Origin of the sequence: Niastella populi, assembly GCF_002078015.1 — a bacterium.
In the GTDB taxonomy this organism is placed as follows: Bacteria; Bacteroidota; Bacteroidia; order Chitinophagales; family Chitinophagaceae; genus Niastella; species Niastella populi.
In genome coordinates this window covers 60,563-78,042 of record NZ_LWBP01000243.1, presented here as the reverse complement: position 1 = coordinate 78,042, position 17,480 = coordinate 60,563, and the positions used below count along the sequence as shown (strand labels likewise).

The 17,480-nt window shown below is 43.8% G+C and carries 15 protein-coding genes; 9 read left to right on the top strand and 6 right to left on the bottom strand.

Going from position 1 to position 17,480, the window contains the following annotated elements:
• The first annotated feature begins 196 nt into the window (after positions 1–196).
• The gene (locus tag A4R26_RS31340; protein WP_081171014.1) at positions 197–1,396 is read left to right on the top strand and encodes a hypothetical protein; all 1,200 of its coding nucleotides are present in this window, start codon (positions 197–199) and stop codon (positions 1,394–1,396) included.
• Positions 1,397–1,579: 183 nt separating this feature from the next.
• Here A4R26_RS31340 and A4R26_RS31335 read toward each other — a convergent pair whose 3' ends face one another.
• From A4R26_RS31335 to A4R26_RS31320, 4 genes are all read right to left on the bottom strand, one after another.
• Positions 1,580–2,035, bottom strand: a complete 456-nt coding sequence (locus tag A4R26_RS31335) for a hypothetical protein (protein ID WP_081170611.1) — start codon at positions 2,033–2,035, stop codon at positions 1,580–1,582.
• A gap of 82 nt (positions 2,036–2,117) precedes the next feature.
• Positions 2,118–3,449 carry a beta-helix domain-containing protein gene (locus A4R26_RS31330; protein WP_081170610.1) on the bottom strand — a complete coding sequence of 444 codons (1,332 nt, stop codon included), beginning with the start codon at positions 3,447–3,449 and terminating at the stop codon, positions 2,118–2,120.
• Between the two features lie 97 nt (positions 3,450–3,546).
• Entirely contained in the window at positions 3,547–6,369 is a 2,823-nt protein-coding gene (locus A4R26_RS31325) for a TonB-dependent receptor (protein WP_133054839.1), read from the bottom strand.
• A gap of 241 nt (positions 6,370–6,610) precedes the next feature.
• Positions 6,611–7,909 (bottom strand): putative porin, encoded by a 1,299-nt coding sequence (locus tag A4R26_RS31320; RefSeq protein WP_242675067.1) that lies wholly within the window; start codon positions 7,907–7,909, stop codon positions 6,611–6,613.
• Positions 7,910–8,276: 367 nt separating this feature from the next.
• Between A4R26_RS31320 and A4R26_RS31315 the strand changes: the two genes are divergently transcribed.
• From A4R26_RS31315 to A4R26_RS31295, 5 genes are all read left to right on the top strand, one after another.
• A complete protein-coding gene (locus A4R26_RS31315; RefSeq protein WP_081170603.1) occupies positions 8,277–8,906 on the top strand; it encodes a DUF47 domain-containing protein in 630 nt (209 codons plus the stop codon).
• 35 nt (positions 8,907–8,941) lie between these two features.
• Entirely contained in the window at positions 8,942–10,012 is a 1,071-nt protein-coding gene (locus tag A4R26_RS31310; protein ID WP_081170601.1) for an inorganic phosphate transporter, read from the top strand.
• A 284-nt stretch (positions 10,013–10,296) separates the two neighbouring features.
• Complete coding sequence (gene rfbA / locus A4R26_RS31305) at positions 10,297–11,166, top strand: glucose-1-phosphate thymidylyltransferase RfbA (protein WP_081170599.1); 870 nt, start codon at positions 10,297–10,299, stop codon at positions 11,164–11,166.
• Between the two features lie 116 nt (positions 11,167–11,282).
• Positions 11,283–12,338, top strand: a complete 1,056-nt coding sequence (galE, locus tag A4R26_RS31300) for a UDP-glucose 4-epimerase GalE (RefSeq protein WP_081170597.1) — start codon at positions 11,283–11,285, stop codon at positions 12,336–12,338.
• Positions 12,339–12,478: 140 nt separating this feature from the next.
• The gene (locus A4R26_RS31295; RefSeq protein ID WP_207625865.1) at positions 12,479–13,438 is read left to right on the top strand and encodes a transketolase family protein; all 960 of its coding nucleotides are present in this window, start codon (positions 12,479–12,481) and stop codon (positions 13,436–13,438) included.
• A gap of 85 nt (positions 13,439–13,523) precedes the next feature.
• Here A4R26_RS31295 and A4R26_RS31290 read toward each other — a convergent pair whose 3' ends face one another.
• The gene (locus A4R26_RS31290) at positions 13,524–14,111 is read right to left on the bottom strand and encodes a hypothetical protein (protein WP_081170595.1); all 588 of its coding nucleotides are present in this window, start codon (positions 14,109–14,111) and stop codon (positions 13,524–13,526) included.
• Positions 14,112–14,332: 221 nt separating this feature from the next.
• On the opposite strand from A4R26_RS31290, the gene A4R26_RS31285 reads away from it, so the two are divergent.
• Genes A4R26_RS31285 through A4R26_RS31275 form a run of 3 tightly spaced genes read left to right on the top strand, consistent with a single transcriptional unit; the run spans position 14,333 to position 16,558 of the window.
• The gene (locus A4R26_RS31285; RefSeq protein ID WP_207625864.1) at positions 14,333–14,884 is read left to right on the top strand and encodes an RNA polymerase sigma factor; all 552 of its coding nucleotides are present in this window, start codon (positions 14,333–14,335) and stop codon (positions 14,882–14,884) included.
• Positions 14,885–14,918: 34 nt separating this feature from the next.
• Positions 14,919–16,121, top strand: coding sequence for a hypothetical protein (locus A4R26_RS31280; RefSeq protein ID WP_081170593.1), 1,203 nt, complete (start codon positions 14,919–14,921; stop codon positions 16,119–16,121).
• An 8-nt stretch (positions 16,122–16,129) separates the two neighbouring features.
• The gene (locus A4R26_RS31275; protein ID WP_081170591.1) at positions 16,130–16,558 is read left to right on the top strand and encodes a hypothetical protein; all 429 of its coding nucleotides are present in this window, start codon (positions 16,130–16,132) and stop codon (positions 16,556–16,558) included.
• A 142-nt stretch (positions 16,559–16,700) separates the two neighbouring features.
• Here A4R26_RS31275 and A4R26_RS31270 read toward each other — a convergent pair whose 3' ends face one another.
• A complete protein-coding gene (locus tag A4R26_RS31270; protein ID WP_081170589.1) occupies positions 16,701–17,438 on the bottom strand; it encodes an MBL fold metallo-hydrolase in 738 nt (245 codons plus the stop codon).
• Positions 17,439–17,480: the final 42 nt, after the last annotated feature.

The window sequence follows — 17,480 nt, the reverse complement described above, 5'->3', positions numbered from 1 at the left end:
CCGGCCCCCTGGCAACCGGCTCACTGGTACAAATACATGGAGCTGCAAGGTAGCGGGCCACTATTAGCGGGGTGTTATAGCAGTGTTAGCAATTTATGATCATGAACCCAGTTGTTCATAAGTATAACCGCCCAAATCAGCAAAACTTAATATTACCTTATTGTTAATTTTCGTATTTTAATTGTGGAAATTAACCGTGAACAGGATTACAACCATATTACTGATCATCGCATGTTGCGCCATCTACCCGATCGACACCCGGGCCAACCGTATTCAATTTGATTTTTGCGGCGAACCCATCAGCTTTGATTTCAACAAAAACCTGGTTCCTGCGGAACCAGTTCTGTCGACCGAAACATCGGTAAAGGCGTTTTACCGGAACCTGAACGGTGCCGATTACGATGTGGTTATAAACGCCCTGCAGGCTTATAAAGAAAAGTTTAAACCGAATGACTGGCTGTTTTACCAGCTTATAAGGAAAACGGCCCAGCAGATAAGCCCCAAAACCGACGATTATCACCGGTATACCCTGTATAAATGGTATTTCCTTTCCCGCACGGGTTACGATGCCCTCCTTGCCGTATCGGGCGATTATATCCTTTTTTACATCCATTGCGAGGAAAATACCTACAACATCCCCAACCGGGTTGTAAATGGCAAACAATATGTGTGTTTGAATTACCACGACTATGGCAATAATATCGACTTTCAGAAGAACAGGTTTTCAGTAGTAGAATTAGTGGTTCCCGATGCAAAGAACAGCTTCTCCTACAAGATCACCCACCTGCCCGAATTCAGGTCAACCGATTATAAAGTGAAGGAACTGCGATTTAACTATAATGATAACGAGTATCAGTATAAGGTAAAGCTCAACAACCAGATCCAAACGCTTTTTATCAACTATCCTGTAGTTGACTATTCATTATATCTCAATATTCCACTGAGCCGGGAAACCTACTATTCACTCATTCCCTTATTGAAGAAAAGCGTAAAAGGGCTAAGTGTGAAGAACGGGGTCGATTACCTGATGCGGTTTACCCGGTACGCATTTCTGTTCGAACCCGATACCCAGGTGTTCGGCAGTGAAAAACGCCTGTCGCCCGAACAAACTTTATTATACGATCAAAGCGACTGCGAAGACCGCGTTGCCCTGTTCTACTGCCTGGTAAAGGAGATCTATAACCTGCCGATGATCGTGCTATCATATCCCAAACATGTTACAATAGCGGTACAGTTCAACAAACCCGTTGGCAAACCGATCATTTACAATGGTAACAAATACACCGTTTGTGAACCTACTCCACAAAAAGAAGACCTGCTGGTTGGTCAATTGCTTCCTGAATTAAAGAAAACGCCTTTCGAAGTAATGTATGTATATAATCCCCAGAAGAATTAAAAGCTTTGCATAAACAAAGCCGCCTGGCGGGCACCGGACGGCTTATAGTCAGGGACATTTTTGATTAAAGGGTATGGACGGTTATCTTAGTGATGGACGGAACCGCTGCAAGATATTTTGCCAACATGATGAAACGTTTACCCAATAGTTAAGGAACGATTAATTCCGCTATCGTATTCACACTTACCGCTTCGTATGCTTTTTTAATAAAGCTAATGTTGAATCGTTCAAACCGGTAAAGTGGGTAACCCCATTGATCACGTAAGCCAGGTACCGGCATGAATCGCTGGTTGCCGCATAGATTGTTTTGTACACATCGCCATTCCTGAAAAGGTACAACTTATAATCATGGGCACAGGGATTTTTTGTAACGGGTGCAGCTAATGCCGAGCTGGTGAGCTGACTGATAAAAGCAGTATCTTTTATAATTACATTCTGATACACTTTTTGATTGGTGGGATCGGGAAAATGTAATAGTTCGATACTATCGGTTTTTGAAAGCCCGGGCTTCTCAGCCACGGTATTCGCAGTAACAGCAGTTGAATCGGGTGCTTTTGCAGCTTCACCGGCAGCACCGGAATCACAGGCAGTGATCATTAAAAGGGTAACCGAAAAAAACAGGATGTATGCTTTATGCATAGAAATAACATTTAGGCTGAAAAATACAAAAACCCGCTCTTTGAAGAACGGGCTTTTGCAGAAAATTGAAACCGCTATTTTATTAATAGTTGTTTGTTTTTGGAGTAAAGCTTGTCCAGTCCTTCATCCAGTTTGTAGTACCTACAGCGCCTCTGAAAGTGGTAGTTTCAAAGAATGAATCCATTCCGCCGAAATCGGCACCGGCCAAAGCAGGAGAACCTGTTGCAGGCGTGATATCCGGAGCACTGATAGCGAACGGTGCAGTTAATTTGATATCAGCAGCATCTGTATAGGTAATGCAGCCTTCCGATTCAGCTTTGGTTTTCACATCAGCATCGGAAATGACAGCAGATACACCAACGTAAGGCTTAACAACGGCATGCACCAGGTTGTTTTTGAACAAAGAATTACCGTCTACGTATGCCTGTGCAGTTGCATCAGATTCCATTACGAACCCACCAGCATTGTAACCCATGATGATGGAGTTACGCAGTGAGAAGCGGCTTGCTCTTCTGAAACGGTTACCGTATTTATGACGAACGTTGTTTGATGCATTGTTGGGCCCAACAAAAGTGAAGTTCGACAGGTTAGGACGCGTGAACGGAGTAGCAGTAGTTGCGCTGCCGTCGTTATCACACTCTATACCGTTGTTATCGTCACCGTTATCAACCGTGTTAGGATCTTTCAATACAACACCGTATTGGATCTTACCGGTAAACCCATAATCGAAATCGAAATCATCATCTGAGCAGGCATAAGTCACCAGGCGTTTGCCGCTTACAGTACCGCCGAAGAACTCGTATCCATCGTCGTTACCATAAGAAACCTGGATGTTTTCCAGTGTGGTACCGCTACCAACGCCGCCGAGGGTCAGGCCGTTGATCTCGCTACCGGCAAAAGCCGCAATACCTGCAAACTCAATTCTTACATATTTTAATGAACCAGAGTTGTCTGCATCATCAGAACCACCGTAAGGACGATCGAGACCACCTTCAATTACCGGTGTGGCAGAACGGTTGGTTTTTGCTTTACCCAACAATACAATACCGCCCCAATCGCCGGGTGCGCGTGAACCAGCTGGTTTGCCAGAAGTGAAAACGATTGGTTTTGCAGCAGTACCTTCAGCGATCAGTTTACCACCTCTTTCAACACAAAGGGCAGCTTTAACATCAACATCGCCAACGATTACCGTTCCAGGCTCGATGGTGAGAGTTGCACCGTTAGTTACATATACATATCCTTTCAGTGTCCACTTCTTATCAGCTGTAAGTGTTCTGCTCTCTGAAATGTTTCCCTGAAGTACAGAGTTAGTAGGCGTTGTTCCCTCGTCTTCATCATCTGATTTGGAGCAACCTGTAGCAACAACAACTGCCGCTATCGCTAACATACTCAGGAATTTCTTTTGAATGGTCATAGAAATTATTTCTTGTTTAATTTTTAGCAAAATTCTATTACGTTCGTTAAGAGAATATTAACAGCCGGTTAAGCCAATATTATGTTTGATGCGACTATTAAAAGTTATAGGTGAAGCTCAGGCCAATGCTGCTGCCATAACGATAGCTGGCCCAAACACGGTCTTCACCGGCTTTATAAGAGCGTTTTGAGATCTTATCGGTATCCATTCTGTAGTTCTGATAAAAAATCGATTTCTGGTTCAACAGATCAGAGATGTTGAGTTTTACTTCACCTTTCTTCCGTAAAACTTTCTGGCTTATCTGAAAATCAAGAATGGTTCTTCCATTCTCATATATATCGGGTATGCCTTTAGGATCGTTACCTACGGCTTCAATACGCTGGCCAACCCTGTTCACCAGTAAGCTGGCAGAAGTATTGCCGCTACCTGCATATGTCAACCCCGCGTTGATAACATACGGCGACTGTCCCTGCATAGGCCGGTCTTTATCGGCAACAGCCACATCGAGGCCATCGACATTTACAGTTGATCTAATGAGGGCTGCATTGGCAAAAACAAACAGGTCTTCCAGCCATTCCTGTTTTCCGAGAAAGCTCAAACGCTTTTTAACCTCGGCCTCGATACCGTAGTTCAGCGCATATTTGGCGTTGAAGTAAGAAAACATCATGTTCAACGGATTGGAGCCCGGGTCAACATATTGCTCAATGGGCTTGTTGAAATGCTTCACAAATACTGAAGCAGAGATCACTTCACCGTTAGTAGGATATATTTCATAACGAAGATCCACGTTGGTGTTCTGGCTCCTTTCAAGTTTTGTATTACCACGCACCTGTACGTTGCGTACGAAATCATAGAACGAGAAGTTGGCAACTTCGCGGAACTCAGGACGGCTTACCGTACGGCTGGCCGAAAGACGCAGGTTACTGCGCGCGTTCAGGGAATAAGTAAAGTTTACTGAAGGCAGCACGTCAACGTAATCTTTTTTGGCTTTTACTTTCAGACCCGAAAAGTCAGAAGTATTTACCTCAAACCCGAAACTTTCAACGCGCACTCCACCTGCAAACCTGAGTTTTTCGGTCAGGTGTGCGTCTAACATAACATAACCTGCGTTCAACAGGGAGTTGGCATCATATTTATCGGTAAGGTTGGTGATCTCTTCCAAAGCAAAACCATCTCTGTACATGTTTGCATCCTGAAAAATGGTCTTAACAGGCATTGTCAACAAATCATTATTGAAAGATGAGTACGGTGACTTGTTGTAACGAAAAATACGGGCAGAAAATTCGCGATACTTGTATTGCGACATTACACCCAGCTTAATAGAGCTTGCTTTATCGCCAAATAATTTTACCGGTTGCGAGTAATTGGCATTACCACCTACAGCATGTTCTTCCAGGTTGGCAAAAAACCGGTACGTATCCCTCAGCACCACTTCATAAGGCACCTCTGCTTTATCCGCATCCTCTTCTGATTTAATGAAAGGGGCGAATTTATAATCGGGATTATCGCGAAGCGTGAGCGCGTAATTCAAATTCCAGGTAAGCTTCGATTTATTCTTCATTGAATGATCACCTTCCAACTGGGTACTGTACAATGTTTTTACCACCGTTTCACTACCCTGTGCATACACAGCCGCATTGCTGCTGTAATACTGCGGACCGGTTCTTACCAGGTTGGAAGTTTCAAACAACCGGTTGAACAGGTTCTTGAATGCAATTTTGGTTTTGCCTTTTTTGTAAGAGATATTATATAAAGCGCCTATGCTGGTAGTGAATTTATAAGTAGAGTCACTGTATAAATAAGCAGCGCCATTCACAGCGGCATTCGAGTTATCAAACTCAGATCTTACACCTTCTACCAATGCCTGGCTATTGCGATAAGTAAGTGCGAGAATGGAACCAATTACGCCGGAATTTTTCAGGTCGAAACGTTTACCCCAGCTCAGGTTGTAGCTCTGATTGGGCAGTGCATTGCCTTTGTAACGATCGCCATAGGTATTCTTCATCAACTTAGAGTATTCAGCGCGGGCATCGAAGTCCTGCCCCTGAAATCCTTTTCTTGAAGGGAAACCATTAGGCAATTCACGGCTGCCATCGTCAAAACCCAGGTAATCGGTTTTTGATAAATAACCGGGATTGAAATCTTTACCTGTTGAAATGGTGTTATAGCTTACGCCTGCGCCAATGTTGAAGAAATTTTTACTGGGAACGTCTTTTGTCGACACCTGCACCACGCCGCCCGCGAAGTCACCGGGCAGATCGGGATTGGCCGTTTTATAGATCATGATATTATCTATAAGGCTCGAAGGAATGATGTCGAAAGAAAAAGCTCTTCTGTCGGGCTCGGTACTTGGCAGCATGGCGTTATTGATGGTTGCCACGTTATACCGGTCAATCAAACCACGAACAACAACGAACTTGTTGTCCTGGATTGAAGTACCGCTCACCCTTTTCAAAACCTCACCGGTATTTTTATCGGGCGATCTTTTTATTGTTTCAGCAGAAATGCCATCAGAAATGCTGGCATTGTTCTTTTGCATGTTCAGCAGGGCAAAATCGGTTTCACGGCGTGCCGAAACACTTACAACCACCGCGCTCAGCTCCTTGGTTTTAGCCTGCATTACAATGGTGAGCTCCTGTAAACCATTATTATCAACCTGAATGTCTGTAATGGTTTTACTATTATAGCCTACCGACGATAAGTTAAGCGTGTATTTGCCCGGTTTCAGTTTTATAAGGAACCTGCCTTCCACATCTGTGGCAACGCCACCGCCAGCAGCACTCTCATCGATCTTAATGGAAACTCCACTAAGTGGTTCGTTTTTCTCATTAAGCACTTTACCGGCTATCTTACCGGTTTGGGCATACGAAAACGTAGCAGTTATCAATGTTGCAATTACAAGAACAAAAATTTTACGCACAAATAGTGGGTTTATTTGCGGCAAAAGTATCCACGGCCTGTTATCGCTATGTTACCCGTATGTTAAGGAATTATTAACTAGCCTGTGGGTAACGGTAAAAAATGGCCCTAATGTTAACGGAAGGTTACGCCAGTGTTTCGTCAATGTTACCCAAATATTAAATCACTGACTCTCAGAACATTCTAAGAAAATTGGCACAATAATGATTGTAAGGTGTTGCAGGTGTGGGGTTTATCGGGAATTAAAACTTGAATTGCAGCCTTGCTGTGAAGATATTATCCTTTAAGTCGCCGGTATAGTCGGTCAATGACGTTGATTCGTTCTTTATCAGGTCGTACCATAACATAAGACGTACATTTTCATTGATTATATAATTATATCCGACAGCAACAGTTGAGTATTTAATATCCGTGGCGTTTAAATTGTTGTTGTTTTCCCCGATCTCGCTTCCTTTTACGTCGGTATTCGGATCGTACCAGTCATACTTGATACCCGCCTGGTGATGGGTGTTAAAGCGCTGCAGCAGATATATAAAGGCACCGTCAAACTTACGAACAAAGTAAGGTTCATTTAATAAAGCGGTGGGTGTTTCACTGGTACCGGCTGAAGCCGTTTGGGTTCCCCGCCAGTACTCAAGTCGCAATTCTGTCGCCCCCCCGTTCTTATATTTCAATTTTAACTGCATATCGGCGCCATAATAATAGCGAGGCGCTTTACGGCCAATATTATCATCCGCAGAATCAATGGTAAACTGTTTTCCATTGGCGCCATTGGCCATCCTGTAAGTATATTTTGTATTTTGAAACAATCCACCGTTTAGATATGAGAGGCCGCCCGAAATTAAAAGATGTTTACTTATAGGGTAAGGTCGCCAGGCCACCCGGGTAATAAAATCTTTATATGAGTCGTATTCACCCGGTGCAGTTAAACCCTGGCCGTTGAAAAAGCCCGCATCTACCTTCAGATTGCGCAGTGGATGGTCCTTGCGCCGGGGTTCAAAAGAAACCATGGCGCCCAGATCACGTTCATTTCTCATTAATATTTGCGACATCCGGCCCCGCTCGGGTGATTCCCGGTCGCCCGAGCTCAAATTCACTTCATAGCCAAAAGGGCGGGCGAACATACCGGTGGTAAGGTTAAAAACCTGCCATTCGTTCTCAAATACCCGCCCCCAGAAATCGCGGATAACGACTCCACGCTCCGTACCATTGAACTGGAAAACAAAATATATGGAGATCTCGTCATTATTATTCATATGCACATAATCGAGGCGAACGCGGCCTCTCCTCAGCATGAACCGGTTGTTTACCTCCGGAGCAAAATTGCCTCCATTCCAGCTTTGGGCGCCTTTTTCCTGTGCAAACTGAAACTGGGGCTGCAAATAACCGGTAAAATAAATACGGTTGAATTTCCAGTACATCTGTAAAATCCCTCTGCCTACGCTGGTGCTGGTATCCATCATTTGAGTAAGGAATTGCGCCTGCAAATCCGATGTACCACACAACAGCAATAAAACGGCAGTTTTAATAACCTTAGCCATGAATTCGGAATGATCAGTACCAGGCATAGCAGTTTTTTTGGGGCAGCATTATTATGTAATTATTATTTTAAGATTATTTCTTCAAAACCAGGGCCAGCGCATTACAGGCCAATTGCCCAACACTGGTATAATATTTTTATTAAGAAATTGAGTATTAATGGGCCATAGTTATATCCATTGTACTCATTAGCAAATCAGTAAATTATTTACATATTGACAATCAGGTATTTAAGTAATTCACACGCCTAACCGCATCCAATATTATCTTTGTGTTAAGTAATTATTACCGAGGTGCCCTTTTTTTTATCCTATGGTATTAGTTCTATTTTTGCGACAAATTTTTAGGTAAATGGGTTTAAACTCTATAATGAAGATTTTCATGCCGAAGGATAGGATATTCTATTCCTTATTTGAACAGGTTGCCCATACTGTGGCTAAAATGGGTAAAGTGATGAAGGAAGTAGTTACCGAACCTGACTTCGACAAAAGGGCGGCATTGATTTCCCAGATCGAAGACCTGGAGCATGTAAATGACGATTACACCCACAAGATCTTTACCGAGCTCGGCAGAAATTTCATTACCCCCTTCGACCGTGAAGACATCCACTACCTCGCCAGCGCACTGGATGACATTGCCGATTACATTTTCGCTTCGGCTAAAAAAATCAATTTCTATAAGGTAAATCCCAACGATCAGGGCATTCAGAAAATGGCCGATCTTATCGATCAGAGTTGCGAGCAAATTAAAAATGCCGTACTGCAATTGCGCGATATGCGCGACATGCGCCAGATCACCGATGCCCTGGTTAAAGTGAACAGCATCGAAAACCAGGCCGACGATATATTCGATTTAAGCATCGATCGCCTGTTCGAAACCGAACCCGACGCCAAAGAGGTGATAAAAAAGCGGGAAATTTATCAGGTAATGGAAATTGTAACCGATAAATGTGAGGATGCCGGTAACGTTATTGAATCCATCATTATTAAATACGCGTAACAGACAGGCCCTGTTTTTTACCTAACCGCTGCGCAATGCTTACATTATTAGTTATTATTATCATACTCGGACTGGCTTTCGATTTGATCAATGGTTTTCACGACGCTGCCAACTCCATAGCCACAGTTGTTTCAACAAAAGTACTAACACCTTTTCAGGCAGTTGTATGGGCCGCCCTGTTCAACTTTCTTGCCTATTGGATATTTGACCTTAAGGTGGCCAATACCGTTGCCAAATCGGTAAACAACGACGCCATTAATTTATACGTAATATTTGCCGGATTAATAGCTGCCATTTGCTGGAACCTGCTCACCTGGTGGTTTGGAATCCCTTCCAGTTCGTCGCATACCCTTATTGGTGGTTTTGCCGGCGCAGCCGTTGCGCATGCCGGCAGCTTTAGTGTAATTAACCAAAGGGTGATCTTAGACACCGTTTTATTCATTGTACTGGCCCCGTTTATAGGAATGTTCATTGCATTTCTTATTACGGTGCTTATAGTGAACCTGTGCCGAAGGGCCAACCCCTACCGGGCCGACAAATGGTTCAGGCGTATGCAGCTGGTTTCATCTGCCGCTTTTAGTTTGGGGCATGGGGGTAGCGATTCGCAAAAAGTAATCGGTATCATTACCGCAGCCATGGTTGTATTCAGCGTGTATGCTTCCCAAACCGGAATGCCCATTCCTTCCTGGGCACAGGTTGAAGTACTGGTTGACAAACATGGTAAAACCACCTTCGGCCATGTACCACAATGGATACCTATTACCTGTTATGTGTGTATAGCCATGGGTACCATGATGGGTGGCTGGCGTATTGTAAAAACAATGGGAACCAAAATCACCAAGGTAACTCCGCTGGAAGGCGTGGCTGCAGAAACAGCAGGCGCCGTAACCCTGTATGGTGTATCGCAGGGACTGGGCGTACCGGTAAGTACAACCCATACCATTGCCGGTTCAATTATGGGTGTGGGTATGACCAAACGCTTATCAGCCGTACGTTGGGGCGTTTCAATCAACCTGCTTTGGGCATGGATATTGACCATACCTGTAAGTGGCCTACTTGCCGCATTAATATATTTTATTCTGAAATTTATTGATCCCGCAGCTTAATACAATGAGAGAAGCAGGAACTATGATATAGGACCAACCCTGTTTTCGATTTCCTGCTTCTCCCTTCTATTCCCATCAACGCTCCTCTCCTCAGTTCCATTCTTTTTCTTTATCATTTCATTTTCAACATACAGTTCAAAAAAGAATTCACCACAAAACATCCGATTGCGGTGCATCACTTTCTACATTGGTTTTTGAATTCCAAACGTTTCTTACTACTTTGGCATAATATACGCAATCTTACAACTTTGTTGTAACCAGATTTCTATTAAACTATAGTTGAAATGAAAGGAATTATTTTGGCCGGAGGCTCAGGAACGCGATTGCACCCAATAACCTATGCTATCAGCAAACAGATCATGCCCGTTTATGATAAGCCAATGATCTATTATCCACTGTCGACTTTAATGCTGGCAGGTATTCAGGACATACTTATTATATCCACACCGCACGATCTTCCCCAGTTCAAAAGATTGCTTGGCGATGGCTTACAACTGGGCTTGCGCTTTACATATGCAGAGCAGGCAGTACCGAACGGACTGGCACAGGCATTTGTAATTGGCGCCGATTTTATTGGTAAAGACAATGTAGCCCTTGTACTGGGCGATAATATATTTTATGGTGTTGGCCTGGGCGAGCACCTCGCAAAGAATAATAAACCCGATGGCGGTATAGTTTATGCTTACCATGTAAGCGATCCCGAACGATATGGAGTGGTTGAATTCGATAAAAGCAACAAGGTGATTTCCATAGAAGAAAAACCGGCCGAGCCGAAAAGCAGCTATGCAGTACCGGGTTTGTATTTTTATGATAATGAAGTGGTAGCCATAGCGCGGGGCCTGAAACCCAGTTCAAGAGGTGAATATGAAATTACCGATGTAAATAAAGAATATCTTCGCAGGGGAAAACTGAAAGTTTCCATTCTCGACAGAGGTACGGCCTGGTTAGATACCGGCACTTTCGATTCCCTGATGCAGGCCTCCCAATTCGTTCAGGTTATTGAACAAAGGCAAGGCATAAAAATCGCTTGTATTGAGGAAATTGCTTACCGGAAAGGTTTTATCACAAAAGAGCAATTGATAACCGTTGCACAACCACTGTTGAAAAGCGGTTACGGACAATATCTTATGAATGTGCTGAAGGATAACCAATAGACATTGGCAATTGACAATCGGCAAATGGCATCGGGTGGCATGCACGGAATAGCATTCACTATTGACCATTCACCATTGACCTCCAAACATTCACGATCTAAAAATAAAACGATACAATGAGCAAAATTCTGGTTACAGGCGGATGTGGTTACATAGGATCTCATACCATAGTTGACCTGATAGAAAACGGCTTTGAAGTAATTTCTGTCGATGACAATTCCCGGTCAACGCCCCGCATCTTAGAAGGCATTGAAAAAATTACCGGCAAAAAAATAAAGAATTATAAGGTTGACCTCTGCGATTTTGATGACACGTTTGCCATCTTTCAGGAGAACACAGATATCACCGGCATCATTCATTTTGCAGCGTATAAAGCCGTGGGTGAATCGGTTGAACAACCACTAATGTATTTTGAAAACAATATGTTTTCGCTTATAAATCTTTTGAAATGCGTGGCTGAGTTCAATATTCCCCATTTTGTTTTCTCTTCTTCCTGTACGGTTTACGGCAATCCCGATCAAATTCCTGTAACGGAAGCAACACCACCCAAACCGGCTGAATCGCCTTATGGGTATACCAAACAAATGGGTGAACAGATCATCAACGAATTCTCAAAAGCGAATCCATCGAAATGTATCCTGTTACGCTATTTCAACCCGGTAGGCGCGCATCCTTCCATCCTCATCGGCGAGCTGCCAATTGGCAAACCGGCTAACCTGGTTCCGGCCATTACCCAAACAGCTATTGGCAAAATACCGGTAATGAATGTGCATGGCGACGATTATCCGACCCGCGATGGTTCCTGCATTCGCGATTATATTCACGTAAGCGATATTGCCCACGCCCACACCCTTGCCATTAAATATTTACAGGAAGGCAAAGGCACCCAGCGCTGCGAAGTATTTAACCTGGGGTCAGGCAATGGCGTTTCGGTACTGGAAGCCATAAAAACCTTTGAAAAAGTGAGCAATGTAAAGCTCAACTACGTCATAGGCCCCCGCCGGCCCGGCGACGTTATCGCCATTTACGCCAATAACGACCATGCCCGTAATACCCTCGGCTGGGAAACAAAATATACGCTCGACGATATGATGGCCACCGCCTGGAAATGGGAGCAGCGGTTGAAAGCCGATGCCAACTTTTACCAGAGCAGGCCGGCCGACCTGAATTAATGGCCAAACAGCCGCTAAAGCGGAAAGTCTGAAAGAATGCCGGATTATGGCAAAATTCTTTCAGACTTTCTCCGTTTTCTGCGCTTCACACTTTTCCAACTTATGATTTTGGCTTTACTTTGCACCACCAAATTTTTAACATGCTGAAAGAAATACAGGTAACCGGACAAAAAGATACCCGCAGTGGTTTTGGCGATGGAATTGTGGAAGCTGCCCGTAAAAATCCGAATATAGTAGCATTAACAGCCGACCTGGCTGGTTCTATGAAACTGAACCAGTTCATGAAGGAGTTTCCCGAGCGCTATGTTCAGGTGGGTATTGCCGAAGCCAATATGATTGGTATCGCAGCCGGCTTAACGATTGGAGGAAAAATTCCTTACACTACCACCTTTGCCAATTTCTCTACCGGTCGCGTTTATGACCAGATCCGTCAGTCAGTTGCCTATTCAGGCAAAAATGTAAAGATCTGTGCTTCCCATGCAGGTTTAACACTCGGTGAAGACGGCGCTACGCACCAGATACTGGAAGATATAGGTTTAATGAAAATGCTGCCCGGTATGACCGTGATCGTTCCCTGCGATTACAACCAGACCAAAGCCGCTACCATTGCCGTTGCTGAATATGTAGGCCCTGTTTACCTGCGTTTCGGCCGTCCGTCATGGCCAATTTTTACCGCTGCCGATCAAAAATTTGAAATAGGTAAAGCCCAGTTCTTCAGTGAAGGAACAGACGTTTCTATCTTCGCCTGTGGCCACATGGTATGGAAAGCTATAGAAGCCGGCCGCATTCTGGAAGAACAGGGTCTCAGCGTTGAAGTGGTGAACATTCACACCATTAAACCGCTCGATACCGAAGCCATTCTGAAATCGATTCGCAAAACCCGTTGCGCAGTAACTGTTGAAGAACATAATATCATTGGCGGATTAGGCGATGCAATAGCACAAACCGCGGCTAAAAGCTTCCCTATTCCCATCGAATACATAGGTACCAACGATACATTTGGCGAAAGTGGTACACCTACCCAATTGCTGAAAAAATATGGTCTCGATACACAGAATATCGTAGAATCAGTTCGTAAGGTAATTGCAAGAAAAGGATAATAAAAAGCCCGATGCTTAACGCTAAACGCCTAACGCTAAATGCAAAGCTGCATTGTGTTAGGCGTTTAGCGTTCTGATTTTAGCGTTATCCTACAAACAACCTGCTCTTCGCTTTGGCAAATACGAGCTCTTCGTTATCGAAATATTTTATTATAAACAGTGGTCGCGGCGCAGCATCCGTTTGCCCTTTTTGCGCCTGTTTCTTTCGGGGTTTCAGTTGAAAAAATACAAACATCACTACCACTCCTATACCTGTAAACGAAAGAAAAGCTTTGCCATTCCACAACGATACACCAAATATCGGCAACAGCATTGCTGCCAGTAAATAAATAAGTAAAGCCGGCACTACCAGCACCCCGGTAAAAAACAGTAATACTTTTAAAAACTCCTTATTAAAGATGGAAAATTTCCGTCTTTTTCGTACCAGCATCTCCAACATATTAACAGTTTTTGCATATTCACAATACCCGGCAATTACATCAGCCATATGGCCATTTTCGCGCAGCCACGACTCAAAGGAAAATATCTTTCCCTGCCCGCTTTCACTGATAAAACCTTTTGCCTGTTTTTGATTAAGTTGCCTTATAAACTGTATAAATGCCGTTTCGGCGTCCTTTGCATGGAGAAACGGTTCTTTTTTATCTTCTCCGGGAGTTGGTTGCGGGTTCTTCATAAAATAGGTTTACCACACAATGCTACATATTCAGAATGATTTTTCCTACACAGATGAAGTTTAACTATTAAGAAAGAAGGCTTTATGAATTTAACATTACAAACTTTTTAATATCAGCCCTAAAAGACTGATTTATACCTTATCATAATATATTTGTTGAGGCGTTTAAACTAAACCCCTTTGACAGGTTCCAATATTTATCACAGAAAACTAGCTAACCTATGTCGGTGACCATGCAAGACAGCGAATTGTTGACGCAATTCCGCGATCCGGCCACTAAAGAAAAAGCCTATACGGCTATAATCCGAAAATACCAGGAAAGACTGTATTGGCACATTCGTCGTATGGTGGTTGAACACGAAGACGCGAATGATGTATTACAAAATGTTTTTATCAGGGTTTGGAATGGACTGGAGAACTTTCGCGAGGATTCACAATTATATACCTGGCTGTACCGTATAGCCACCAATGAATGCCTTACGTACCTCGAACAACAGAAAAAAAGGACCTCGGTTTCGCTTAGCGATGTAGAAAGTGGACTGGAAAACAAGATCAAGGCAGACAAACATTTCGATCCCAATAAACTGGAATGGAAATTACAATTGGCCATTCAGCAATTGCCTGAAAAGCAACGAATTGTATTTTCATTACGGTATTACGACGAAATGCCCTACGAGGAAATGAGCCAGGTATTGGAAACATCGGAGGGAGCTTTAAAGGCCTCCTACCACCATGCGGTGAAAAAAATAGAGGATTATATCCTGAATCATTAAACTTTAATTAACAAATCAGGTCTCATTGGGTGCAATGGAAAACAGGAAAAACATATTAAAAGAATTGAGGGAGATCAGCCCGGCTGTAGCTGAAATCAGTCACCAGGCGCCTTATTCAGTACCTACCGGGTATTTTGAAGGGCTGGCTGACCGGTTATTGCAACTGGTTAAAGCCGATAGCGCCGCTTCTGTTTTACCAAAAGCAAACAACCCTTATGAGGTTCCACAAGGTTACTTTGAAGGGTTGGCTGATAATATACTGCAACGGGTAAAGGCTGAGGAAGTAAGTCTTTCAAGGGCTTTGCAGCAGGCTAACAACAATCCCTATGAAGTTCCTCAGGGATACTTTGAAGGACTGGCGAATAATATGCTGCAACGGGTAAAAACTGAGGAAGTAATTCTTTCAAGGGCTTTACAGCAGGCAAACAACAATCCTTATGAAGTTCCTAAGGGATACTTTGAAGGCCTTGCTGGTAATATATTGCAACGGGTAAAGGCTGAGAAAGCAGATCTTTCATCCGTTTTACAACCGGCAAATACAAACCCTTACACTGTTCCGCAAGGGTACTTCGATAATTTACCCGAAACCATCCTGAACAGGGTTAAGGCCACAGATGCGGATAGCGCTATTGACGAACTGGAAATATTATCGCCGCTGCTGAGCCAGATAGGTAAAAAAATGCCTTTCAGCACACCAGCCGGTTATTTTAATGAAGTTGGCGAGAATGCCATTGCAGGCGCGCAGGCAATCGATTTTGTGAATATAGAATTGGAGAACCTGTCGCCATTGATGCAGGGGCTTAAAAGAATAATGGTATACAAGGTTCCAGCCGGTTACTTTGATCAGTTACCGGGCCGGGTAATGAAAGCCATTAAAGCGCAACAACCTGCCAAAGTGGTATCCATAAGCGTTACCCGCCGGGTGTTACGGTATGCTGCAGCCGCAGTTGCAGCCGGTCTTATTATTACCGCAGGCTGGTTCTATAGCAACAGAGGTACCGGAACTAAAGGCGGTCAGCCGCCGATGGCCCAGCTCGATAGCATCAGCGATGAAATGTTGCAGAAGTATTTGGAGAACCAGGCGCCCACACCGGCTGAAAACCCAATTGCAGCCACCGCGGCTGTTGATGAATTCGATGCCAGTGACATGAAAGATATGCTGGCCGATGTAACAGATGAAGACCTGCAGCAGTATCTCGAAAAGTACAGCACTTTAAAACAAGTTAACACGAACTAATCAACGTCATGAAAAAAATTCTACTCATACTGGTGTTTGCGCTTGGTGTATCGGTTGTTTCCGTTGCACAGGACGGTGATGAAAAAGGCAATGGCAGCCGCATTGAAGCGTTGAAGATCGCGTATCTCACTAAAAAACTGAACCTGAGCACCGATGAAGCCCAGAAATTCTGGCCCATATATAACCAGTATATGGGAGAAATCAGAAAAACCAGGATCGATGCGCGTCAGAATAAAGAAGGTGAAATTCCTACTGAAGAGAAACTATTAAATATACGAAAGAAGTATAATGGCGAGTTCAATAAAGCATTGTCTTCTGAAAAGGTAAATTCATTTTTCAAAGCCGAGAAGGAATTCGGCACCGTGCTGCAAAAGGAGTTAATGGAACGCCGGATGCAGCGCATGGAGAACCGGAAACAATCTTTCAGGAATAATTGATTAAACTAGGTGTTTTTCATAGGTTAGCAATGGCCGGCTCTTTCCAGGGCAGGCCTTTTTTGTTAATATCGAATAATGAATATTGAATTTCGAAGGCTAAAGGAAAAAACAGTTTCGACATTCATCATTCGCTATTCGACATTCAAAATTCATAAGTAGGGTTCTTCACATCATGATAGAACAGGAACTTCCACTTTTCCCGCTCCCCTTTCTCCCACCACTCCTGCCGAAGCTCCATGCATTTCTTACCATCGTAATCATATTTTGCCACAAAGCGGCTGCGCATTTGCTGAAGCTGCGGCGCATCATCGCCGCCGAAAAATACGGTTTCACCACTATCTACGATCCAGTATACCTGGTGATACTTGCTATGAGCATGGGTGATCTCGTATTTAATATAACCGTCAATTACGCCATCGCCATCGAGCCAGGTTACCTGAGAAGCGTTCTTTAACACATCCAGTTCTTCGGTTGTATATGAGGGAAATCCTTTTTCATATACATATTCCATTTCCTGTTTCTGTATATAATAGCGCGCCTGGGGAAAGCTTAATTCGCGGCTGGCGCCGGTTCCCATGGCTACGCCGCCGGCATGGTCTTTATGCAAATGCGTCATTAACACTTTCGTGACCTCGCCGGGATTAATGCCATTGTCCATCAAATTCTGATGTAACTGTAACCGGCCGTGCTCATTGGTAAAACCCAAACCGGTATCGAGCAGTAACACATCTTCTGACGTAACGACTACAAAAGGCTGGATCTCTACCAGCAAACTTCCAGCCGGCCGCTCCTGCAGATCGTCTTTATCTGTATCGAAAGGAACAAACTGTTTTGTTTTATCTATCGTAAACGTGCCTTCACTCAGCGGAATAACTTTCATTTTAATTCTTTTAATAGTTCTATGGCACATGCATTCATTGTC